This window comes from Acidovorax sp. FHTAMBA, from assembly GCF_038958875.1.
Taxonomy (GTDB): Bacteria; Pseudomonadota; Gammaproteobacteria; order Burkholderiales; family Burkholderiaceae_C; genus Acidovorax.
Genome location: NZ_CP152407.1, coordinates 184,031 through 205,579 on the forward strand (window position 1 = coordinate 184,031; position 21,549 = coordinate 205,579).

The window sequence follows — 21,549 nt, forward strand, 5'->3', positions numbered from 1 at the left end:
ATGAAGGTACGCGTGCTGGGCTGCTCCGGCGCCATCGCCAAAAACTGCCGCACCACTTCGTTTCTGATCGACGAGAGCGTTCTCATCGACGCGGGGACGGGTGTGGGCGACTTGACGCTGGACGAAATGCGCAAGATCGATCACGTTTACCTCACGCATTCGCATCTGGATCACATCGCGGCGTTGCCGCTGATGCTCGACGCTGTATCTTCGCTGCGCCAGACACCCGTGCAAATTCATGCGTTGCCCCAGACCCTGGAAGTGCTGAGCAAACACATCTTCAACAACGTCATCTGGCCAGACTTCTCGTCCATCCCGTCGGCCGCGAGCCCTTTCATGCGGTTTTGCCCACTGCATGTGGGCGAGCAACGCGCCACAGCAGGGGTGGTTGTCGAGGCGCTGTCAGCTGTGCACACGGTACCCGCAGTAGGTTATGCCGTTCGGGGGAGGGATCGCAAAGAATGGTGGGTGTTCAGCGGCGACACCGAAAGAAACCCGGCCTTCTGGGGGCGCGTGAACGAGTTGCCCGTGGCCATGCTCGTCATGGAGACTGCCTTCAGCGAACGCGAGAGCGCCCTGGCCCGCCGCAGCCTGCACCTGTCGCCACAGAGCTTGTTGGCGGAGCTGCGGCAATTCAAACAGCGGAGATGTCCGGTGTACATCACGCACACGAAGCCTGCGGAAACGGACATCATCATGGGCGAAATCGGTGACTTACTTGTCAACCAGATTGCAAACCCGCCTGGGGGCGCCTCACTCAGTGTGCGGTGGTTGCACGCAGGACAGGAGTTCACCATGTAGCCAGCGGTGTTTGCAGTTCCATTCTCCCTGAATCACCTGGGCTTGATGAGGCTCTTCTCTCTGAGAGGAGTGAGCCATGAAGAAGTCGAACAGGTCGGCGCGCGTCAAGGTAGTTGTCGCCTGAGTCACGCAGCTTTGAGCTGAGTATGTTGAACGCAGGTAGCCAGCTTGACCACCTCGTCTCGTTCTGGATTGGGTCGCCACGTTGATGAGCGACCAGTCCCGAGTGGCCCCCGACCAGCAAGCTGGATGGCGCTGTCAGGCCTGGCGGTACAGCGTGTGCCGTGCCGCCAAGATGGCCTGGTCTTGTCCGGTGTGACGCTGCTGTGGATGCCGCTGTGGCGGTGCTCCACGTTGTCCCAACGCACGAATTCAGCAGCCCAGGCGCGGGCACCGTCCAGCGTCTCAAAGCCCTGCGCCGGGAATTGCGGGCGGTACTTGGCTATGCGGAACAGCGACTCTGCAAACGCGTTGTCATCGCTGACACGAGGCCACGAGTACGAAGGCTTGATGCCCATCCAGTTGAGCATGGCCAGCACGGTGGTGGCCTTCCGGGTAGAACCGTTGTCGCCATGCAGCACGGGTTTGGTGCCCATCGCCGCGATGCCCTCAGTCAACGCGGTGCGCCGCACCAGATGCACAGCATGCTCGGAGTCGTCGCTCTCGTGCACCTCGGCGCCCACGATCTTTCGGCTGTACGGATCCACGATCAGGTACAGGTGAAACCACATGCCCATCACCTTGGCCGGCAGGTAGGTCATGTCCCAGCACCACACGTGGCCTAGGGCGGTGGCGATGTGGGTGGTGGGTGGCTTTTTTTGCCCTGGGTGACCCGTCCTGCCAGAGGTTGACACCTTTTCTAGAAGGAAATGGCAAGTCTCATGGAATCAGGCAAGAAGCGAACCCAGCGGGACTACACGCTGATTTTTAAGCTGGCGGTGGTCGAGCAGGTAGAAAAAGGCGAGCTGACCTACAAGCAGGCGCAGGCCCGCTACGGCATCCAGGGTCGCTCCACAGTCCTCGTATGGCTGCGCAAGCACGGTCGCCAGGGGTTGGGCAGGCCCAATTGTTCGAAGCGGTCCTGGACGTCCTGAAGAAGGACTATGGGGTGCGCGTCGTAAAAAAGCCTTCGGGCAAGTCCTCGCGCAACGGCTCGTCCAAGGGCTGAGCGTGACGAGGGCTTGCCGTTATGTGGGGCAAAGCCGCCAAGCGTACTACCAGGATCAGCAGCGCCACGCCCAGCGCGAGAGCCGAGCCCAGGCGGTGCTGGTGTTGGTACGCGATCATCGCATTCGCCAGCCGCGCTTGGGAACGCGCAAGCAGCACCATGTGATGCGCGAGCAGCTGGCGCACGAGGGGATCCGACTGGGGCGCGATGCGCTGTTTGACGTGCTGCGCAACGCGCGGATGCTGGTGCCCCCCCAGGCGGGCGTATCACTTGACCACCGACAGCCATCACCGGTTTCGCCGCCATCCGAACTTGCTCAAGGCGGGTGAACAGCAGGTGCAGGCTACGGCCAGCGAGCAGGTATGGGTGGCTGATATCACCTCCCTGCCCACGGCCGACAAGTTCGTCTACCTGAGCCTGGTGACCGACGCCTACTCGCGCAAGATTGTGGGCTGACATGTACATGACAGCCTGCAAACCGAACCGGTAGCCCACGCCCTGAAGATGGCCTTGCGCGCGCGTCAAAGCGACCAGCCCCTGGTGCATCACTCGGACCGGGGCATCCAGTACTGCTCAAGCTACTACCAGGCGATCCACCAGCGGCACGGCGTGCAATGCTCGATGACCGATGGCTACGACTCCTACCAGAACGCGCTGGCCGAGCGGGTCAACGGCATCCTCAAGGGGAGTTGTTGCTGCAGCGCCCCGCCGACCTGGAACAGGCCCGGCACATGGTGCGCCAGTCGGTGCAACTCTACAACGCCGAGCGGCCGCATCTATCGTTGAAAATGCAAACGCCCGATGCGGTGCATCGGGCGTCATTGGCTGGCATCCGCCGGATTGAATCACCGTCACAGGTGTCAACCCAATCCAAGACGGGTCACCTGCGCCTTATTTCACCGTGTCAAACCAGCCTTTGGCCTGAGCAAGGCAAAGTGGTGGTTCGTAAACGCCGTGATAGCTGCCGTAATAGGTGGCGAAGGCAGCGGACGTTGGATCCGTTGGGGCTACGCCATTGATCCCGTAAGCCGCTTGCACATAAGGATCCACATCAACGGAAACGACGTTGCTCACCCCTCGTCTGTCGAAGTCTGCTTTCATCACCGCCTGATGTAGCGCTGGTGGAACTGTGGGATCTCCCGAACCACCGCACAGCAGCACTTTGGCCTTGGGCGTCCAGCCAAGCAAGTCGTTTTTCTTCGCGGCCACATAGAAAGGCTGGCTGTCGATGGTCCTCACGCTGTCCAGATACCCGGGCTGGAACAATGCATCCAGTGCAGCGCTGGTCGTACCTCCCGGAAGCAGGCCGCTCGCCAGCAATGCGGTGTTGCCCATCGTCGCGTTTGGCATCAGTGTCTCGATATAACCTGCGTAAGGTGCCTTAAATACTGTCTTCACATCGGTGTAAACATTTCCGTATACCTTTTGAAAGGACGTCAGCATGTACGGGGCAAATAGCTGGGCGACCGCTGCTGGCTGCGGCGACCGAAGTGAGCCAGAGAGGTTGTAGGGGCCTGCCAGATGAGCACCGGCGGCTACGTTGAACTCGTTACCGTAGTCACGCTCTGCAGCACGCTGTGCTGCCATGGAGGCGTGGCCGCCTTGGGAGTATCCCGTGAACATGACCTTACCGGACAGGTTGGCAGCCACTGTTCCAGCCGCGTTGCGCGCAGCGCGCACCGAGTCAATCACGGTCGTTGCCTCAGAGTCTGCATGCAGGTACGGATGGAAGCCATAGGACGACTTCGCGTAGCCCAGATAGTCGGTGGCAACCACGGCATAGCCATGCGCAGCAAACATCGCCGCCAAGAGGAAGGTTTCAGGATCCTGCGGATTTGCGAGGGTGCGGGTTTTCAGGACGTCGGTGCCGCGAGCGTGAGCCACCAGCGGCGTAGGGCCGGTACAGGCCCCCGCAGGAACCAGCATCACGCCGGATGCATTAGAAATCTCGCCCGCTCGCGCGCCCGGCGTGGCGTAGTTCAATGCAACCACCTTCACATCGCAAGTGGCCTTGCCCACCAGTGCTTGCAGTCCGGAGCTGGCGGTGGCGGCATCTATCTGCGGCGCAGTTAGCGTCGTGACCACCACAGCAGGGTCCACCAGCTCACCGCGGTCCGGATCGTCGGAGCCGCCGCAGGCGACGAGCATTGCCGCAGCAGCGGCGACACAGGTAAGACGGAAATAGTTCATGGATGGATACCTCAGTGCAAGAAACAACGCCGCATCGTGCGCGCACCTGCACTGCAGCATCCATTGGGGATAACGCGGGCCACACCCCACCGCAGACACCTAGGTGACAGCGATTGGCCGCCAGCCTTCAATGGCGTTTGCGTGCTCCGTACGCCAGCTTCATGCCCAGGATGGTGCCCGCCAGCACCAGCGTGATGGCGTTGGCCACCACGATGGGCCAGGCCGACAGCGCGAGGCCATACACCAGCCACAGCGCAATGCCGACCGTGAACACGCTGTACATGCCCAGCGAAATGCCGCTCACATCCCGCGTGCGAAACGTGTGCAGCGCCTGTGGCACGAAGCTGCAGGTCGTGAGGGCGGCGGCCAGATAGCCGATCAGGTCAGAGATTTGCATGGGTGGTGACGGTCGAACGCTCGCTGCGCGGCAGGGTGGGCCTGGATTTTCACTGGTCGCGGGCTGCCCAGTCGGTCAGAGCATCCAGCACGGGCCGGGCGCCACCCGCATTGGCGTGATTGACCACGGCGACCAGCACGTACCGGCGCCCGCTGGCTCCGTGCACGTAGCCCGCCACGGCCATCACATCGCGCAGGCTGCCCGTCTTGAGGTGAGCGGTACCCGCACGGCTCTGGCTGCGGCGAAGGGTGCCATCCACCCCCGCTATGGGCAGCGAGGCCACCAGCTCCGGCATCACCGGGGACGCCCAGGCCACCTGCAGCATGCGGGCTAGCGCCTGTGCCGTGATGCGCGCGTCGCGGCTCAGCCCCGCACCGTTGTCGGCCAGGGGCAGCTCCGCATCGCCCATGCGGGCCACCCACCACTGGCGCAGGGCCTCGCGGGCACCGTCAAAGGTGGCGACCCCGTTTTTTTGCAGCGCAAGGCTCAGGAACACATGCTGCGCCATCACGTTGTTGCTGTGTTTGTTCACGTCGCGCACCACCTCGGCCAGCGCTGGCGAGGTGACCACAAACGCAGGCTTGAGGCCCGCTGGCACCTTCCCATCGCGCACGCTGCCGGTGAGCTTGCCGCCCAGCTCACGCCACATGCCTTCCACCGCCCGCATTGCAAACGCGCGGGGGTCGGCAGCGGCCACGGGCCATGCCCGCTCCCCGCAGGCCGCCGGATAGACACCCTGAAAGGCCACCTTCACCGGGTCGCCCAGCTCGGCACGCAGCCCACCCCGCCAGTCGCCACACTCGGTGCCCGGCGCCGCCAGAGCCACCGTGGCCTGGCGCTGCACACCCGCCAGCGGCGGGTCGTACTGGACGCGTGCCAGCCCCGCTGCGGCATCGGGCACAAAGGTCATCACCGACGACTTGTAGTTGAGCAGCAGCGCATCGGGCGCGGCGTTGTAGGGGCGCAGGGGCTCGCCGTCAAAACGGGCCGGGTCGTGTTCGGGCACATCAAAGGCCGACCGGTCGAGCACGATGTCGCCCACGATCACCTGGATGCCCTGGCCCTGCAGGCGCCGCATCAGCAGCCACAGGCGCTCCATGACCAGCTTGGGGTCCCCCTGGCCCTGGATGTAGACATTGCCCCGCAGGCTGCCCTCCTGCACCGTGCCCTGCAGGTACACCGGCGTATTCCACACGTACGCAGGGCCCAGTTGTTCAAGGGCGGCATAGGTGGTCACCAGCTTCATCACGGACGCAGGGTTGACGGGCACCTGCGCCCGGTGCGCAAGGCGCGGGGACGCGCGCCCGCCTTGGGCGTCGACCACAAGCACCGACAGCGCATCGCGCGGCAGCCTGGCGCGCGCGAGTGCTGCTTCCACTTCAGCGGGCAGCGGGCCGGAAGCAGCGGTGGCGGTGGCGGTTTGGGCCGCGGCGGGGAGTGTGATGGCGGCGGCCATTGCAGAGATACCGCAGACGCCGCACCGCAGGAGCTGGCGCCAGAAATCAGGAAAAGGCAACATGGCGGAAGTCTATCGTCCGCCCCGCCACCCGGCCCCCGTCCAACCCGCAGCCTGCACAGCCCGGGGCAGGCACCGATAATCCCCCGATGCGTTTTTCTCCCCGCGCCATCGGCCTGCTGGCGGCTGTTGTCACCGTCATCATCTGGACGGGCTTCATCGTCATCGCCCGCGCCTCGGCCCAGCGCACGCTCACCCCTTTCGATATTGCCCTGCTGCGCATCACCGGCGCCAGCCTGGTGCTGGTGCCGTGGGGGTGGTGGATGGTGCGGCGGCGCCAGGCCTCCCAAGGCGCTCAGGCACCGGCTTCCAGCCTCTTTGGCATCTCCCCGTTGCCGCTGCGCACCACCGCGCTGCTGGGCACCTTTGGCGGTCTGCTTTACGCACTGCTGGCCTATGCGGGCTTCTTTCACGCCCCGGCCACCCATGCCGCCGTGCTCATGCCCGGCAGCCTGCCGCTGTGGACAGCGCTGTTGGCCGCCGTGGTGCTGCGCGACCACATCACCCCGCTGCGTGCCGCCGGGCTGGCGCTCATCGTGGCGGGCGACCTGCTGGTAGGGGGGCGCAGCCTGCTGGCTGCGTTTTCAGGCGGCGACGTGTGGAAGGGCGACGTGCTCTTCATGCTGGCCGCATCGTGCTGGGCCACCTACAGCGTGCTGGCCCGGCGCCACGCAGTGGATGCCGTGCAGGCCACCATCGCGATTACCGCCTTCGCCTGCCTGGTGTATGTGCCCGGCTATGCGCTGCTGGTGGCGCTGGGTGCAGTGACCAGCCACCTGTCCATCGCCCCCTGGAGCGAGATCGTCTTTCAGATGGTGTTCCAGGGCGGCGGCTCGGTGGTGATCTCGGGCATCAGCTTCACGCGCATGATCCAGCACTTTGGCCCCGTGAAGTCCACCATGATCACGGCACTGGTACCCGGGCTTTCGGCCATTGGTGCGGTGGTGTTTCTGGATGAGCCGATGTACTGGAACCTGTTTGCCGGGCTGCTGCTGGTGACCGCCGGAATCCTGCTGGGCGTGCTGCGCAAAAGCCAGGGCCCTCGCCCCGCTGGATCTGCCGCACCAGCCGTACCGTCCCCGCAACCATCGTCCTCTGCCCCATGAACCTGCTTGCCTTCGACACCAGCACCGACACACTCTCCATCGCCGTGCAACATGGCGACGCCGTGGTGCAGCACACGGGCCCGGGCGGGGCCCAGGCTTCGGCCACGCTGATCCCCGAGGTGCGCCGCCTGCTGGCGCTGGCGGGTCTGTCGTTCGACACGCTGGACGCCATCGTGTTCGGGCGCGGCCCGGGCTCGTTCACCGGCCTGCGTACCGCGTGTGCAGTGGCGCAGGGCCTGGCGTTTGGCGCGCGCGGGGGCCAGGGGGTGCCGGTGCTGCCGGTGGACACCCTGCTCGCCGTGGCCGAAGAGGCGCGCCATCAAACCGGCTGCACGCAGGTGGTGGCCGTGCTGGATGCACGCATGGACGAGGTCTACCACGCCCGGTGCGAGTGGCGGGGTAGCGATCATGTCTGGCAGACCGATGCCGATTTCGGGCTGGGCGCGCCTGAGACGGTGTTGCCCCCCGCCGGATGGACGGTGGCGGGCAACGCGCGCGCACCCTACGGCCACCGGCTGGCCCCTGCCGCGCCCCACGTGGTGGCACTGCCCAGCGCCACCGCACTGCTGCGCCTGGCGCCCGCCCTGCTGGCTGCTGGCGGCGGCATGCCTGCCAGCGATGCACTGCCCCGCTATATCCGCGATAAAGTGGCACAGACCACGGCAGAACGCGCTGCCCTGCGCGCCCAGGCGCCGGTCGCCAACCCCTGAGACATTGCATGAGCGCCCTCCCCACGTCCGCCAACGCCCCGCTGGCCACACGGCCGCAAGCCCGCTTCGAAGCGCTCACGCTGGCACAGCTGGATGCTGTCCTGGCGGTGGAGCAGCGTGCGTATTCCCACCCCTGGACACGGGGCAACTTCACCGATGCCATGGCCTCCGGGTACCAGGCCCAGGTGCTGATGGCCGGAGACCACCTGCTCGGATACTTCGTGGCCATGATGGGGGTGGATGAGGTGCACCTGCTCAACATCACCGTTGCCCCCGAGTTCCAGCGCCAGGGCTGGGCCCGCGTGCTGCTGGATGCGCTGGCCCTGTGGTCGCGCGGCCGGGGCGCGCAGTGGCTGTGGCTGGAGGTGCGCGCCAGCAACCTGCGGGCCCAGCACATCTACCAGACGCACGGTTTCCGCCGGGTGGGCGAACGCAAACGCTACTACCCGGCTGACCAGGGCCAGCGCGAAGATGCGGTGGTCATGAGCCTGCCGCTGTAATGTCCGCCCCCCCAACCGCTCACCATCCTGCACCCGACCGTATGAGCCTTCACCTCAATGCACGACAACGTGCCATGCTGCAAGAAATGGGTATTACCGTGTGGGCCCCGGTTCCTGCGGAGACCGCTGCAGCCGTCGGCCTGGGCCACCCGGGCCCTGCGCGGGGGGCTCCCGCGCCAACCGCAGCCATGCCACAGCCCGCAGCACCCGCTTCTGTGCGCCCTGCGGCCCCGGCGCCTGCACGAACCGCATCACCCGCGTCCCCTGCGGCCGCCGCCGCCGCACCCGCGCTCCGGCTGCACCCCGCCCAGGCGCTGTACCCCGGCGCCGACCCAGCCCAGGTGCCTGCCGGGTTGGGCGCAGGCTGGCTCATCGTGACCGAAAGCCTGACCCCTGCGGACCCGCTGGGCGGGGACGCCGGGCGTCTGCTGGACAACATGCTGCGCGCCCTGCAACTTCACCGCCATCCGCGCGTCTTTCTGGCAGCGCTGGAGCGTGCTGGGCCGGGCAGTGACAACGGGGGTACCGACATCGCCGCAGCACTGGCCGACACCGTGACGGTGCTGGGCCCCGCGATGGTGCTCGTTCTCGGCCACGTGGCCGCCCGCGCAGCGCTGGGCCGCACCGAGCCCCTGGGCCGCCTGCGCGCAGAACCTCATCAGGTGGCTGGCTGCCCGGCCGTGGTGACCTACGACCCTGCGTTCCTGCTGCGATCACAGGACAACAAGGCGGCAGCCTGGGCCGACCTGTGCCGTGCGCTGGCCACGGTGCGCACCACACCCGCTGCGCGGGGTGGCTGACGCGGCGAACGCACACCGCTGTCATCCCTTCGCCACCACGCGGTGCCATAATCCGCCGCTTGCCCATTTATACGGAGACAGCTCCTTGGAAACCTACCCCAGTTGGTAGCTTTCAGCTCCCCGGCCTGCATGCTGCGGGGGGTTGAAAGCACCCCATGCCCCCGCACCGCAGACGCCATATAACAAGGGAGTGAGCCCATGCTCAACATCTTCACGCTCGCCAATGGCCGGCTGTTTCAGGAAGAAATCGAGTCCCTGGAAGAGCTGACCCGCTTCCAGCCGATCTGGGTGGACCTGGAAGCCCCCACGCTCGAAGAAAAACGCTGGATCAAGCAGCACTACGGCCTGTCCATCCCCGAGGATGCGATGGACGAGGACATCGAGGAATCCGCCCGCTTCTACGAAGAAGACAACGGCGAGCTGCACATCCGCAGCGACTTCCTGATCGACGACGACGAAGACCCCCGCTCGGTGCGCGTGGCTTTCATCCTCAACCAGCACAACGCCAACCTCAAGAGCCGGGGCGTGCTGTTTTCCATCCACGACGAAGACGTGCCGGTGTTCCGCCTGCTGCGCATGCGCGCGCGCCGCGCACCGGGGCTGATTGAAGACGCCAAGGAAGTGCTGCTCAAGCTGTTCGATGCCGATGCCGAATATTCGGCCGACACGCTGGAGAACATCTATGACGAGCTCGAGCAGGTGAGCAAGCAGGTGCTGGCCGGAGACGTGACCGACACCCGCGCCGGTGAAGTGCTGGCCGCCATCGCGCGCCAGGAAGACTTGAACGGCCGCATCCGCCGCAACGTGATGGACACCCGCCGCGCGGTGAGCTTCATGATGCGCTCCAAGATGCTCAACTCCGAGCAGTTCGAGGAAGCCCGCCAGATCCTGCGCGACATCGAGTCGCTGGACAACCACACGGCGTTCCTGTTCGACAAGATCAACTTCCTGATGGACGCCACGGTCGGTTTCATCAACATCAACCAGAACAAGATCATCAAGATCTTCTCGGTGGCCAGCGTGGCGCTGCTGCCGCCCACGCTGATCGCCAGCGTGTATGGCATGAACTTCAAGTTCATGCCCGAGCTGGACTGGGCGCTGGGGTATCCGTATGCCCTCGGGCTGATGGTGGCCAGCGCGCTGGGGCCCATGTGGTACTTCCGCAAGCGCGGCTGGCTTAAATAGGTTCCCCCTGTGGCGCTGCGCGCCTTCCCCCTGAGGGGGACGCCTCCAGTGGACCGGCGAAGCCGGATCCGCGGTGGCGCTGGTATTTCGGGCGCGCCGGTTTCACTGCGCGGTGGCGGAACTGGTCGCCGCTGGCGTTTTGACTCCCCAAGCCCACGCCCCGCCCGTTCGGGCTGAGCTTGTCGAAGCCTGTGCAAGCCTGATGGCGGATTCAGCAGTCAACCCAGCGAAAATATGAATCAAATCGCCCTCTAGCTCTTACCCATCAAGCGCTAGCAGCTATTAATTTCATAGTTTTTGCATCAACGTCAGCACCATGTGTTCGGCGTAGCGGCTGGCGACCGTCTGCACAAAGCGGGGGAAGTCCACGTGCGCGGTGTCGTCGGCGCGGTCGGAGATGGTACGCATGGCGGCGAAGGGGATGCCGTAGTCGTGACACACCTGGGCGACGGCGGCGCCTTCCATTTCCACGGCCAGCACGTCGTGGCCGGCGTCGCGCAATGTGGTGCGCAGGCGGTGGGCCTCGTCAGCGGCTGAGACAAAACGGTCCCCGCTGGCAATCAGGCCGTGGTGGGCGCGGTGCGCGGCGCCCTCTATGCCGCCTTGCGCCATGTTTTTAAGGTCAAATCGGCTGCTAGCGCTTGATACACAAGCGCTAGCAGCTCCCAAAAGCAGAGCAGACAGCGTGACATCACAGAGCAGTCGGCTGCGCGCGTAGCCAGGCACCTCCCAGCGCGGAAACAGTGGCGAAGCATCCATGTCGTGCTGGAGGTAGTCCTGCGCCACCACCACGTCGCCCACGTTCACGCCATCGCCCACGCCCCCCGCCACACCGGTGAACACCACGCGCGCCACGCCAAACCGCTCGATCAGCGCCGTGGCCGTGGTGGCCGCCGCCACCTTGCCAATGCCCGAGAGGGCCAGCACCACCGCGCGGCCAGCCAGTTCGCCGCGCCAGAAGGCACGTCCCGCATGCATCAGGCGCTGCGGGTGGACGAGGTGGGCGACCAGGGTGCTTTGTTCGTCGGGCAGGGCGCTGAGGATGGCGGTAGTCACTGCGCCATATGGTTAAAACTGGCACACCCCAGACCAGCGGACGCCGCGCAAGGGCCGCCCCGCCGCGCTGGCGTCGTCCCCCTTCCCGCTGCGCGCAGCGCATCGAGAGAAGGGGGAAGCCGCGAAGCGGCTCAGGGGGATGCTCACTTTTTATCCCGCAGCTCTCGGCGCAGGATCTTGCCCACCGGGGTCTTGGGCAGCTCGGTACGGAACTCGATCACCTTGGGCTGCTTGTAGCCCGTGAGGTTGGCCTTGCAGAACTCCTTGACCTGTGCTTCGGTCAGCGACGGGTCTTTCTTCACGATCACGAGCTTGACGGCTTCGCCGCTCTTCTCGTCGGGCACGCCCACCACGGCGCATTCGAGCACGCCGGGGCAGTTGGCCACCACTTCCTCGACCTCGTTGGGGTACACGTTGAAGCCGCTGACCAGCACCATGTCCTTCTTGCGGTCCACGATCTTGAAGTAACCGCGCTCATCCATGATGCCGATGTCGCCAGACTTGAAGTAGCCGTCATCGGTCATGACCTTGGCGGTCTCGTCGGGGCGCTGCCAGTAGCCCGCCATCACCTGCGGGCCCTTGATGGCGATCTCGCCAGGCTGGCCGAGGGTGGTGACTTCGTTGCCTTCGTCGTCCAGCAGCTTCATCCAGGTGCCGGGAATCGGCACGCCAATGGTGCCGGTGAATTCCTTGGCAGTAACCGGGTTGCAGCTGGCCGAGGGGCTGGTCTCCGACAGGCCATAGCCTTCGCAGATGGGGCAGCCCGTCTTCTCGAGCCACAGCTTGGCCACGGCGCCCTGCACGGCCATGCCACCGCCCACCGAGACCTTGAGGTTCTTCCAGTTGACGGTGTTGAAATCGGGGTGGTTGGCCAGCCCGTTGAACAGTGTGTTGACGGCCGGGAAGCTGTGGAACGTGTGCTTGGACAGTTCCTTGAGCACGGCCGGCAGGTCGCGCGGGTTGGGGATCAGGATGGTCTTGCCGCCCGTGCGCATGCTCAGCATCATGTTCACGGTGAACGCGAAGATGTGGTACAGCGGCAGCGCGCAGATGCTGGTGGGCTGCTCGTTTTCCGGCACCTTCTTCATCACCGGGGCGTTCCAGGCTTCAGACTGGAGCACGTTGGCAATCACGTTGCGGTGCAGCAGCACGGCGCCCTTGCTCACGCCCGTGGTGCCGCCGGTGTACTGCAAGAGCGCAATGTCGTCGGGCTTGATGTCGGGCTTCTTGAGCGTGCCGCGCGTGCCCTGGGCCACCGCCTCATTGAAGCGCACGGCGCCTGGCAGGTTGTAGGCGGGCACCATCTTCTTGACGTTGCGCACCACGTAGTTGACAAGGGCGCCCTTGAGCAGGCCCAGCTGGTCGCCCATGGCGGCCAGCACCACGTGCTTGACGGGTGTGTTGGCAATGCAGCTTTGCAGGGTGGCGGCAAAGTTTTCGATGATGACGATGGCCTTGGCGCCCGAGTCCTTGAGCTGGTGCTCCAGCTCACGCGGTGTGTACAGCGGGTTCACGTTGACCACCACAAAGCCCGCGCGCAGGATGGCGGCCACGGTGACCGGGTACTGCGGCACATTGGGCATCATGATGGCAACGCGGTCGCCCTTGACCAGACCCAGACCCTGCAGGTAGGCCGCAAACGCGCTGGAGAGCGAGTCGGTCTGGCCATAGGTCACGTCCTTGCCCATGAAGCTGTAGGCCACACGGTTGGCGTACTTGGTGAAGGCCTCGTCCATCAGCGCCACCAGGGAAGGGTACTGCGAGGTGTCGATGTCAGCAGGCACGCCTTGCGGATATGCACTCAGCCAGGGGCGATCATTCATTTGCGTTGTCTCCTATCGGTTTTATGGGTGTCATGAGAACCGTGTCGATTTTTCAGCACGGTCGTGCTTTTTCTACTGGGCAATTATGCCCGTCAGCCCTTGAGCGCGGCGAGGACCTCGTCGAGCATTTTCTTGGCATCGCCAAACAGCATGCGGTTGTTGTCCTTGTAAAACAAAGGGTTGTCCACGCCCGCATAGCCCGAGGCCATGGAGCGTTTCATCACGATCGAGGTACGGGCCTTCCACACTTCCAGCACCGGCATGCCGGCGATGGGGCTGGAGGGGTCATCCAGCGCGCTGGGGTTCACGATGTCGTTGGCGCCGATGACCATCACCACGTCGGTATCGGGGAAGTCCTCGTTGATCTCGTCCATTTCCATCACGATGTCGTAGGGCACCTTGGCCTCGGCCAGCAGCACGTTCATGTGGCCCGGCATGCGGCCCGCTACCGGGTGGATGCCAAAGCGCACATTGACGCCTTTTGCGCGCAGGGTCTGGGTGATCTCGTTGACCGTGTGCTGGGCCTGGGCCACGGCCATGCCGTAACCGGGAACGATGATGACGCTCTTGGCCTCGCGCAGCAGCTCGGCGGTTTCGGCGGAGCTGACGGGCACGGCCTCGCCCTGCGGCTCGGCTGCATCACCCTTCTTGGCGGGTGTGCCAGCACCTGAGCCAAAGCCGCCCGCGATCACGCTGATGAAGTTGCGGTTCATCGCATTGCACATGATGTAGGACAGGATGGCGCCCGAGGAGCCCACCAGCGCACCGGTGACGATGAGCAAATCGTTGGACAGCATGAAGCCCGTGGCGGCGGCCGCCCAGCCCGAGTAGCTGTTGAGCATGGACACCACCACCGGCATGTCGGCACCGCCAATGGCCATCACCATGTGGATGCCGAACAGCAGGGCGATCACGGTCATCACGACCAGCGGCAGCATGCCCTGCTCGATGGTTTCGGCCCGCAGAAACTCGCGGCCAAACCAGATCACCACCAGCAAGCCTGCAAGGTTGAGCCAATGGCGCGCGGGCAGCAGCAGCGGCTTGCCGCCGATCTTGCCGTTGAGCTTGCCAAAGGCGATGAGCGAGCCCGAGAACGTGACGGCGCCGATCAGGATACCGACGTAGATTTCAACTTCGTGGATGGTTTTTTCCACTCCTTGCAGCTGGATCGAGGTGTCCACATAGCTGGCAAAACCCACGAGGCAGGCCGCCAGGCCCACCAGGCTGTGCATGAGAGCGACCAGCTCGGGCATCTGCGTCATCTTGACGACCCTGGCGGCATACAGGCCGATGCCGCCGCCAATCACCAGCGCGCCCACGATCCAGGCGATGCCCGAGGGGCTGACACGCGGGCCGAATACTGTGGCGAGCACGGCCAGCGCCATGCCGACCATGCCGAACAGATTGCCGCGGCGCGAGGTCTCGGGGTTGGAGAGCCCGCCCAGGCTGAGGATGAAAAGAATGGCCGCGCCGAGATAGGCGACGGTGGCAAGACTTGGGGACATGTTCGTCTTTCCTCGTTGTTGTCGTTGTTATTTGCGGAACATGGCGAGCATGCGGCGCGTGACCGCAAAGCCGCCGAACATGTTGACAGCCGTGAGCACCAGCGCAGCGAAGGCCAGCCAGAGAATCAGACCATCTGGGCGCCCGTTGATGCCCGCGTCCGGCGGGGCGATCTGCACCAGCGCACCGATGGCAATGATGCTGGAGATGGCATTGGTCACGCTCATGAGCGGCGTGTGCAGCGCGGGTGTGACGTTCCACACCACCATGTAGCCGATAAAACAGGCGAGCACGAACACGGTGAAGTGCCCCAGGAAGGCCACGGGCGCATAGGCACCAATGGCCCAGAACAGCACGGCGAGCACGGCAAACACGATGGTCAGCGTCTTGGCGGACATGGGCTCACCAGGGCCATGGCTCGATTTTTTGACCGCTACGGGAGCAGCGGACACCTTGGGCGCCGGTGCCGCTGCCTGCTTGAGCGGTGGGGCAGGCCACGTGATGGCGCCGTCCTTGACCACGGTGAGGCCGCGGATCGCGTCGTCCTCCATGTTGACCACGGCCACGCCGTCCTTCGCCTTGCACAGCTCTTCGGTCAGGCGCAGCAGGTTGGTGGCATACAGCGTGGAAGACTGCTTGGCCAGGCGCGAGGCCAGGTCGGTGTAGCCGACGATGGTCACGCCATGGCGCACCACGGCCTCGCCGGGCACCGTGAGTTCGCAGTTGCCTCCCTGCTCGGCGGCCATGTCCACGATCACGCTGCCGGGCTTCATGCTCTGCACCATTTCGGCCGTGATGAGCTTGGGCGCGGGCTTTCCCGGGATCAGCGCGGTGGTGATGATGATGTCGGCATCCTTGGCCTGCTCGGCGTACATCTGGCGCTGCGCTGCCTGGAAACCCTCGCTCATGACCTTGGCGTAGCCGCCGCCGCCCGAGCCTTCTTCCTCGTAGTCCACCTTGACGAACTCACCGCCCAGCGACTTGACCTGGTCGGCAACCTCGGCGCGCGTGTCGTTGGCGCGCACAATGGCGCCCAGATTGGCCGCCGTGCCAATGGCCGCAAGACCCGCCACGCCAGCGCCTGCAATGAACACCTTGGCCGGCGGCACCTTGCCTGCGGCCGTGATCTGTCCATTGAAGAAGCGACCAAAGGCATTGGCCGCCTCAATGACAGCACGGTAGCCCGAGACACCGGCCGTGGAAGTCAGTGCATCCATCTTCTGGGCCCGGCTCAGGGTGCGAGGCAGGCAGTCGATGGCCAGCACCGTGGCGTTGCGGGCCGCCAGCTGCTGCATCAGCTCGGGGTTCTGGGCGGGCCAGATGAAATCGACCAGCGTGGTGCCCTCGCGCATCAGCGCGACTTCTTCGCTGCTGGGCGGGCGCACCTTGAAGACGATGTCGGATGCCGACCACAGCCTGGCTGCGTCAGACGCGATTTCGGCGCCCGCGGCGCGGTAAGCGTCGTCACTGAAGTTGGCAGCATCCCCAGCCCCAGACTCCACCGTGACAGAAAAGCCCAGCTTGATCAGCTTCTCCACCACATCGGGCACGGTGGCCACGCGCTTCTCGCCGGGAAAGGTTTCCCTTGGCACGCCGATACGCTGCGGCTGCGGGACTGGGCTTGTCTGCATCAGAGGTCTCCTCGAGTTTTGAAATCGTTGTGCAAGGCCGCCAGGCCATGGGGAGTGGCGTGCCTCAAGGACTGGAATCGGGTGCAGGGAACGGGAACGGCGGAATGGCGAGATAGCCGTCCATCATTCCGACGCTCATGCGCGCAGCGTGGGCCAGGTCCTGCCCCCATTGCAACGCAGGCCGCCCGGCAACCAGAAACTCTTCGTTGTTGCGGGTTTTGGGGCGCAGCAACCGCTGGTCCACCAGCGCATCCACGGTCACCCAGACGCCCGCTTCCGTGACGTAACGGTAATTCACATGGGAGTACGGAACGTTGAGCGCGATCTGGTGGCTGCGCAGCCACTCCACGAGGTCTGGCCGGTTCTTTTCCAGCCATTGCGCGCTGCTGCCCCACCGCTTGAGGCGCAGACAATCCGCGCGCACCGGGCTGCCGGCGGTGGCATCTTCCACGGTGACATCCTGCTGGGGAGGGCAATGGCCCACCCCGGCCGGCGATCCGAGAAGGTCCTTGGTGCGGTTGGTCTGCACGCGCAACACGGCCTGCCAATCGCCCTGCGCACCACGCAGCCCCACAGCGCGGGTTTGCAGCCCCATGCTGGCACCGCCCGGGCCCGTCACGGACTCGTTGGAAGTACCCAGGTCCTGCCATGCACCCGGTGGCAAAGCAAGACGAGCGCGGCCCACCGGATATTCTTCCTTGGGCGGAACGCTCAGCGGTGCACACGCAACCGTGAGAGCCGCCATCGCGAGGGACATCACCCGCCAGAATTTCGAAATCATCAAGGTCATAGAGATAGGTTTATGCAGATTCGCGTCAATCATCCCATGGCGTTCATGCCAGGCATTTCGAAATACCGTGCAATGTGTCCAACCCTGTCACCAGTTCAGCGCAGGCCTTGCACGGCCCCATGATGCGAGCCCCGGCACAAGCTGACCGCGAGCTTACATGAAGAAACTCTTATGGCTGTCGCCTTTGTCTGATGTAGAGGGAACTCCCCAGCGGGCCTGCTGCCCAGGCAAAAAAAAGCCTGGTCGCTGAGAGCAACCAGGCCTGACGGGACGCTGCCGCAGTGATCAGTTCACCACTTGGGCCAGCGCACCCGAGGCGTACTGGGCCGCTACGGCCTGCAGGCTCAGGCCCTTGATCTTGCTGCCCTGGCCTTCGCAGCCAAATTCCAGATACCGCTGCTTGCAGACCTGCTTGGCGGCTTCGCGGGCAGGCTTGAGCCATTCACGGGCGTCAAACTTGTCGGGGTTCTCGAACAGGAACTTGCGCACCGCGCCGGTCATGGCCAGACGGATGTCGGTGTCGATGTTGATCTTGCGCACGCCGTGCTTGATGGCTTCCTGGATTTCCTCAACCGGCACACCGTAGGTTTCCTTCATCTTGCCGCCGTACTGGTTGATGATGGCCAGCAGTTCGGCGGGTACCGAGGAGGAACCGTGCATCACCAGGTGGGTGTTGGGGATGCGCTTGTGGATTTCCTTCACGCGGCTGATGGCCAGGATGTCGCCCGTGGGCTTGCGGCTGAACTTGTAGGCACCGTGGCTGGTGCCGATGGCAATGGCCAGTGCGTCCAGCTGCGTGGCTTTCACGAACACGGCGGCCTCTTCGGGGTCGGTCAGCATCTGGCTGTGGTCGAGCTTGCCTTCGGCGCCAATACCGTCTTCTTCACCGGCTTCGCCGGTTTCCAGGTTGCCCAGGCAGCCCAGTTCGCCTTCGACCGTGACGCCCACCTTGTGCGCCATGTCCACCACCTTGCGCGTCACCTCGACGTTGTAGTCGAAGGACGAAGGCGTCTTGCCGTCTTCCATCAGCGAGCCGTCCATCATCACCGAGCCAAAGCCCAGGTCGATCGCACCCTGGCAGACCTTGGGAGAGGTGCCGTGGTCCTGGTGCATGACGAGCGGGATGTGCGGGAAGGCCTCGACCGCAGCCTGAATGAGGTGCTTGATGAAGGGCTCGCCCGCGTACTTGCGTGCGCCAGCGCTGGCCTGCAGGATGACAGGCGCACCGACTTCGTCTGCAGCGGCCATCACGGCCTGAACCTGTTCCAGGTTGTTGACGTTGAAAGCGGGGATGCCGTAGCTGTTGGCGGCGGCATGGTCGAGCAGTTCGCGCATCGAAACGAGGGGCATGGTCGTGGTGTCCGTTCAGGGTTGATGGGGGAGGCGCCGTACGCCTCGCAATGCGGTGGTAACCGCTTGGTAACCGGCAATTTTAACCGGCGTAGGGCGCTGGGTGCCCGGGCAAATCCAGCCGGTAGCAGGTGGTAAAGGGCGCAGGCGCAGGGACTGCACCAAAGTGCCCCCCGTGAATATCCGCCACGCGACGCAGGATTTCATGCCCCAGATGCAGGCTGTCCACCGGCACCACTTCCGTGCGGCCGGCCGTGCCACCCGCCTGTTGGCGAGCCCCGTCGTCACACACTTGGAGCCAAGCGCCACCGTCGGTGGCGGAGCCTAGCTGGACCGCGATCTGGGTGCCGTCGGGCGTGTGCTTGAGCGCGTTTTCCACCAGATTGCGCAGCGCAATGTCCAGCAGCACCGCATGGCCGGGCACGGTGAGCGCGGGCGGGGCTGACAGGGCCAGGTCGTCGCCCCGTTTCCATGCCGCCTGGGCATAGTCGGCGCACACCGACCGCGCCAGCGCGCTCAGATCCGCGGGCGCCTTGGCTTCGTGCAGCTCAGCCCGGCTGGCGCGGGCCAGGGCCAGCAGCTGGTTGAGCACATGGCCTGCGCGCAGGGCATCCTGGCCGATGCGCGCCAGGGCCTGGGCCCGGGCCTCTTCCGTCAGTTCCCCCGCCAGGGCACTGGCCTGCAGGGTGATGGAGGACAGCGGCGTGCGCAGTTCGTGGGCCACTTCATTGGCCAGGCGGCGCTCACGCACCATGGCGACCTGCTGGCGGTCCAGCAAGGTGTTGATCGACGCCACCACCGACTCGAACTCGCTCCAGGCGTGGCGCGAGGCCAGGCGCTGGGCACTGGCCGGGTCCAGCGCCGCCACATCGGCCGACAGCGCATACAACGGCCGCAAGCCGCGCCAGAGTGCCAACCCCAGGGCCAGAGCCACCACGGGCAGCAGCCACAGCCCCGGCTCGATGAGCTGCCCCGCAATGTCATCCGCCAGCTCGTCCCGCTCGCGCAGCTCCAGCATCACCATGATCTTGCGGGTACGCGCGGCATCCCATTGCGAGAAACTGCGCCAGACCACCTTGTCAGGACCGAGCGTCAGGTTGGCAAACCCTTCGGCGTCGCTGAAAGGCGGCTCGGACACCGAGCCCGTGATGGAAAGCACCCGCCCCTGCGCATCCCACTGCACCACGCTGATGGTCTGCTGGTAGTCGTGCGACTTGAGCCAGGGCATGGGGCTGCGCTCGGTGCGTTTTGGGCCCTCCATTTCCTCGGTCGCCCGCAGGTTGAGCAGCAGCGCGGCCACACTGGCCAGGTGCCCGTCGGTCAGCTCATCGGCCTCATGCACACCGGTCTGGTAGCCGATGAAAACGAAGCTGCCCCAGACAATGGCCAGCGCGCCCAGCGACCACAGCAGCAGCTGCCGGGTGAGCGACGGGCGGCGCCCCGGCGCCGGGCGAGGGCCCGCAGGCGCGTTCACACGTGCTTCTCCTGCGGCATGAAGTAACCCACCCCGCGCATGGTCTGGATGCACGCACTGCCCAGCTTGCGGCGCAGGTGGTGGATGTGGACCTCGACCGCGTTGCTCTCCACCGCGGCATCCCAGCTGTACAGGCGCTCCTCGATCTGCTGGCGCGACAGCACCCGGCCACGCGCCTCCAGCAGTACCAGCAGCACCGAAAACTCGCGCGGCGACACCTCCACGGGTTTGCCTTGCTGGCGTACCGTGCGGGTCGCGGGGTCCAGCTCGATATCGCCCAGGCGGATGGTGGGCGACGCCCGCCCCGCCGCGCGCCGCAGCAGCGCCCGCAGGCGTGCGTCGAGCTCATCCACATCAAACGGTTTGGTCAGGTAGTCGTCGGCGCCCTGGTCCAGCCCGGCGATGCGCTGGTGCACCTGATCACGTGCCGTGACGATGAGCACGGGCGTAGCGGGGTCCGGCAAGGCGGGCGACGCGGCCCAGGTGGCGGGCGGGCTCAGGCGCAGGCGCCTGAGCAGTTCGCTGCCGTCACCGTCCACCAGCCCCAGGTCCAGCAGCACGGCGTCAAAACGTTCGGCACGCAGGGCGCTCCAGGCGCTGACGACGCCGTCACTGACATCCACCGCATAGCCGCGCTGTTGCAAGTTGCTGCGCAGGCCACTGGCTATGCCCGCATCGTCTTCGACCACGAGTATTCGCATGCAGGCATTGTCGCAGCCCGTCCGGACCGCACAGGGACAGGGGCAGCACGTGGTTTTAAGGCGGTGTTAAGTGCGGCCGTCTAACTTCCGGTCCATGCAGCATTCGCCACTCACCCCATCCTCCCCGCCACATCGGCACAAGTTGCTGTTCTGGACCTTGGGCGCCCTGGTCTGTGTGGTGGCGTGGGATGCCGCAGGGCAAGACCTGGCGTTGGCCCAGGTGTTCGGCTCGTCTGACGGGTTTCCAATGCGGGACCAATGGTTTTTTGTGCAGGTGCTGCATGAAGGCGCCCGCCGCGTGGGATGGCTGCTGGTGCTGCTGCTGGCCTTGAGCGTGTGGTGGCCACGTGGCTTCCTGCGAAAGCTGGACGCCAGTGAACGCCTGCAGATGGCCGTAAGCGCCCTGCTCTCGCTGGCCGTGGTCAGTATCACCAAAAACCTCAGCGCCACCAGTTGTCCCTGGGACCTGGCGCAGTTTGGCGGCGTGGCACGCCACGTGTCGCACTGGGCGCTGGGCGTGCTCGACGGCGGCAGCGGGCGCTGCTTCCCGGCGGGCCATGCATCGGCCGGATTCGCTTTTCTGGGCGGCTACTTTGCATTGCGCCACAAGGCGCCGACGGCCGCGCGCTGGTGGCTGGCGGTCGCGTTGCTGGCGGGGTTTGTATTGGGTGCGGCCCAGCAGGTGCGCGGCGCGCACTTCATGAGCCACACGCTATGGACAGGCTGGCTGTGCTGGACCACCGGCTGGCTCTGCGACCTGGCGGCCACCGCATTGCGCCCACGCTTTCCGCATTTCGCCAGCACCACCAAGGCCACCGCTGGCCCGTAGTGGCGTTCGGTAGGCGCTC

General features: G+C 65.2%; 18 protein-coding genes and 2 pseudogenes. 8 read left to right on the forward strand and 12 right to left on the reverse strand.

Features of this window, described 5'->3' with window-relative positions; genetic code table 11:
* Positions 1 to 801: a 3',5'-cyclic-nucleotide phosphodiesterase gene (locus AAFF19_RS00810; RefSeq protein WP_342721076.1), complete on the forward strand. Its 801-nt coding sequence runs from the start codon at positions 1 to 3 to the stop codon at positions 799 to 801.
* A gap of 125 nt (positions 802 to 926) precedes the next feature.
* On the opposite strand, the pseudogene AAFF19_RS00815 reads toward AAFF19_RS00810, so the two are convergent.
* Positions 927 to 1,628 (reverse strand): annotated as a pseudogene (locus AAFF19_RS00815) (DDE-type integrase/transposase/recombinase); the annotation flags it as partial.
* A gap of 54 nt (positions 1,629 to 1,682) precedes the next feature.
* On the opposite strand from AAFF19_RS00815, the pseudogene AAFF19_RS00820 reads away from it, so the two are divergent.
* A pseudogene (locus AAFF19_RS00820) lies at positions 1,683 to 2,787 on the forward strand (IS3 family transposase); the annotation flags it as partial.
* Positions 2,788 to 2,860: 73 nt separating this feature from the next.
* Here the strand turns inward: AAFF19_RS00820 and AAFF19_RS00825 are convergent.
* From AAFF19_RS00825 to dacB, 3 genes are all read right to left on the reverse strand, one after another.
* Positions 2,861 to 4,159, reverse strand: coding sequence for a lipase family protein (locus tag AAFF19_RS00825; RefSeq protein ID WP_342721077.1), 1,299 nt, complete (start codon positions 4,157 to 4,159; stop codon positions 2,861 to 2,863).
* Between the two features lie 127 nt (positions 4,160 to 4,286).
* Positions 4,287 to 4,556 carry a SemiSWEET transporter gene (locus tag AAFF19_RS00830; RefSeq protein WP_008902984.1) on the reverse strand — a complete coding sequence of 90 codons (270 nt, stop codon included), beginning with the start codon at positions 4,554 to 4,556 and terminating at the stop codon, positions 4,287 to 4,289.
* 49 nt (positions 4,557 to 4,605) lie between these two features.
* Positions 4,606 to 6,075, reverse strand: coding sequence for a D-alanyl-D-alanine carboxypeptidase/D-alanyl-D-alanine-endopeptidase (gene dacB / locus AAFF19_RS00835; protein WP_342721078.1), 1,470 nt, complete (start codon positions 6,073 to 6,075; stop codon positions 4,606 to 4,608).
* An 86-nt stretch (positions 6,076 to 6,161) separates the two neighbouring features.
* Here dacB and AAFF19_RS00840 point away from each other — a divergent pair, with 86 nt between their 5' ends.
* The 5 genes from AAFF19_RS00840 to corA all read left to right on the forward strand — a co-directional run bounded on the left by AAFF19_RS00840 (position 6,162) and on the right by corA (position 10,373).
* Positions 6,162 to 7,178 carry a DMT family transporter gene (locus AAFF19_RS00840; protein WP_008902982.1) on the forward strand — a complete coding sequence of 339 codons (1,017 nt, stop codon included), beginning with the start codon at positions 6,162 to 6,164 and terminating at the stop codon, positions 7,176 to 7,178.
* Entirely contained in the window at positions 7,175 to 7,888 is a 714-nt protein-coding gene (gene tsaB, locus AAFF19_RS00845) for a tRNA (adenosine(37)-N6)-threonylcarbamoyltransferase complex dimerization subunit type 1 TsaB (protein WP_182119993.1), read from the forward strand. The genes AAFF19_RS00840 and tsaB overlap by 4 nt, the downstream gene beginning before the upstream one ends.
* An 8-nt stretch (positions 7,889 to 7,896) precedes the next feature.
* Positions 7,897 to 8,388, forward strand: a complete 492-nt coding sequence (rimI, locus tag AAFF19_RS00850; RefSeq protein WP_008902980.1) for a ribosomal protein S18-alanine N-acetyltransferase — start codon at positions 7,897 to 7,899, stop codon at positions 8,386 to 8,388.
* Positions 8,389 to 8,429: 41 nt separating this feature from the next.
* Positions 8,430 to 9,188: a uracil-DNA glycosylase family protein gene (locus AAFF19_RS00855; RefSeq protein ID WP_246330959.1), complete on the forward strand. Its 759-nt coding sequence runs from the start codon at positions 8,430 to 8,432 to the stop codon at positions 9,186 to 9,188.
* Between the two features lie 198 nt (positions 9,189 to 9,386).
* Positions 9,387 to 10,373 (forward strand): magnesium/cobalt transporter CorA, encoded by a 987-nt coding sequence (corA, locus tag AAFF19_RS00860; protein WP_008902978.1) that lies wholly within the window; start codon positions 9,387 to 9,389, stop codon positions 10,371 to 10,373.
* 288 nt (positions 10,374 to 10,661) lie between these two features.
* Here corA and AAFF19_RS00865 read toward each other — a convergent pair whose 3' ends face one another.
* The 8 genes from AAFF19_RS00865 to AAFF19_RS00900 form a co-directional block, all read right to left on the reverse strand.
* Entirely contained in the window at positions 10,662 to 11,429 is a 768-nt protein-coding gene (locus tag AAFF19_RS00865) for a 5'-methylthioadenosine/adenosylhomocysteine nucleosidase (protein WP_342721079.1), read from the reverse strand.
* Between the two features lie 143 nt (positions 11,430 to 11,572).
* The gene (locus tag AAFF19_RS00870; RefSeq protein ID WP_008902976.1) at positions 11,573 to 13,252 is read right to left on the reverse strand and encodes a long-chain-fatty-acid--CoA ligase; all 1,680 of its coding nucleotides are present in this window, start codon (positions 13,250 to 13,252) and stop codon (positions 11,573 to 11,575) included.
* Between the two features lie 92 nt (positions 13,253 to 13,344).
* Positions 13,345 to 14,757, reverse strand: coding sequence for a Re/Si-specific NAD(P)(+) transhydrogenase subunit beta (gene pntB, locus AAFF19_RS00875; protein ID WP_008902975.1), 1,413 nt, complete (start codon positions 14,755 to 14,757; stop codon positions 13,345 to 13,347).
* 27 nt (positions 14,758 to 14,784) lie between these two features.
* Entirely contained in the window at positions 14,785 to 16,386 is a 1,602-nt protein-coding gene (locus tag AAFF19_RS00880; RefSeq protein WP_008902974.1) for a Re/Si-specific NAD(P)(+) transhydrogenase subunit alpha, read from the reverse strand.
* A 64-nt stretch (positions 16,387 to 16,450) separates the two neighbouring features.
* Positions 16,451 to 17,167 (reverse strand): hypothetical protein, encoded by a 717-nt coding sequence (locus AAFF19_RS00885; RefSeq protein ID WP_342721080.1) that lies wholly within the window; start codon positions 17,165 to 17,167, stop codon positions 16,451 to 16,453.
* A 294-nt stretch (positions 17,168 to 17,461) separates the two neighbouring features.
* Positions 17,462 to 18,526 (reverse strand): class II fructose-bisphosphate aldolase, encoded by a 1,065-nt coding sequence (gene fba / locus AAFF19_RS00890; protein WP_008902972.1) that lies wholly within the window; start codon positions 18,524 to 18,526, stop codon positions 17,462 to 17,464.
* An 82-nt stretch (positions 18,527 to 18,608) separates the two neighbouring features.
* A complete protein-coding gene (locus AAFF19_RS00895; protein WP_342721081.1) occupies positions 18,609 to 20,000 on the reverse strand; it encodes a histidine kinase dimerization/phospho-acceptor domain-containing protein in 1,392 nt (463 codons plus the stop codon).
* Positions 19,997 to 20,701 carry a response regulator transcription factor gene (locus AAFF19_RS00900; RefSeq protein ID WP_342721082.1) on the reverse strand — a complete coding sequence of 235 codons (705 nt, stop codon included), beginning with the start codon at positions 20,699 to 20,701 and terminating at the stop codon, positions 19,997 to 19,999. The genes AAFF19_RS00895 and AAFF19_RS00900 overlap by 4 nt, the downstream gene beginning before the upstream one ends.
* Positions 20,702 to 20,795: 94 nt before the next feature.
* Here AAFF19_RS00900 and AAFF19_RS00905 point away from each other — a divergent pair, with 94 nt between their 5' ends.
* Complete coding sequence (locus tag AAFF19_RS00905) at positions 20,796 to 21,530, forward strand: phosphatase PAP2 family protein (protein ID WP_342721083.1); 735 nt, start codon at positions 20,796 to 20,798, stop codon at positions 21,528 to 21,530.
* Positions 21,531 to 21,549: the final 19 nt, after the last annotated feature.

Excerpts from the sequence above, each read along its gene's own strand:
- AAFF19_RS00810 (WP_342721076.1), top strand. The coding sequence starts at position 1 with ATGAAGGTACGCGTGCTGGGCTGCTCCGGCGCCATCGCCAAAAACTGC.
- AAFF19_RS00825 (WP_342721077.1), bottom strand. The coding sequence starts at position 4,159 with ATGAACTATTTCCGTCTTACCTGTGTCGCCGCTGCTGCGGCAATGCTC.
- AAFF19_RS00830 (WP_008902984.1), bottom strand. The coding sequence starts at position 4,556 with ATGCAAATCTCTGACCTGATCGGCTATCTGGCCGCCGCCCTCACGACC.
- dacB (WP_342721078.1), bottom strand. The coding sequence starts at position 6,075 with ATGTTGCCTTTTCCTGATTTCTGGCGCCAGCTCCTGCGGTGCGGCGTC.
- AAFF19_RS00840 (WP_008902982.1), top strand. The coding sequence starts at position 6,162 with ATGCGTTTTTCTCCCCGCGCCATCGGCCTGCTGGCGGCTGTTGTCACC.
- tsaB (WP_182119993.1), top strand. The coding sequence starts at position 7,175 with ATGAACCTGCTTGCCTTCGACACCAGCACCGACACACTCTCCATCGCC.
- rimI (WP_008902980.1), top strand. The coding sequence starts at position 7,897 with ATGAGCGCCCTCCCCACGTCCGCCAACGCCCCGCTGGCCACACGGCCG.
- AAFF19_RS00855 (WP_246330959.1), top strand. The coding sequence starts at position 8,430 with ATGAGCCTTCACCTCAATGCACGACAACGTGCCATGCTGCAAGAAATG.
- corA (WP_008902978.1), top strand. The coding sequence starts at position 9,387 with ATGCTCAACATCTTCACGCTCGCCAATGGCCGGCTGTTTCAGGAAGAA.
- AAFF19_RS00870 (WP_008902976.1), bottom strand. The coding sequence starts at position 13,252 with ATGAATGATCGCCCCTGGCTGAGTGCATATCCGCAAGGCGTGCCTGCT.
- pntB (WP_008902975.1), bottom strand. The coding sequence starts at position 14,757 with ATGTCCCCAAGTCTTGCCACCGTCGCCTATCTCGGCGCGGCCATTCTT.
- AAFF19_RS00880 (WP_008902974.1), bottom strand. The coding sequence starts at position 16,386 with ATGCAGACAAGCCCAGTCCCGCAGCCGCAGCGTATCGGCGTGCCAAGG.
- AAFF19_RS00885 (WP_342721080.1), bottom strand. The coding sequence starts at position 17,167 with ATGATTTCGAAATTCTGGCGGGTGATGTCCCTCGCGATGGCGGCTCTC.
- fba (WP_008902972.1), bottom strand. The coding sequence starts at position 18,526 with ATGCCCCTCGTTTCGATGCGCGAACTGCTCGACCATGCCGCCGCCAAC.
- AAFF19_RS00900 (WP_342721082.1), bottom strand. The coding sequence starts at position 20,701 with ATGCGAATACTCGTGGTCGAAGACGATGCGGGCATAGCCAGTGGCCTG.
- AAFF19_RS00905 (WP_342721083.1), top strand. The coding sequence starts at position 20,796 with ATGCAGCATTCGCCACTCACCCCATCCTCCCCGCCACATCGGCACAAG.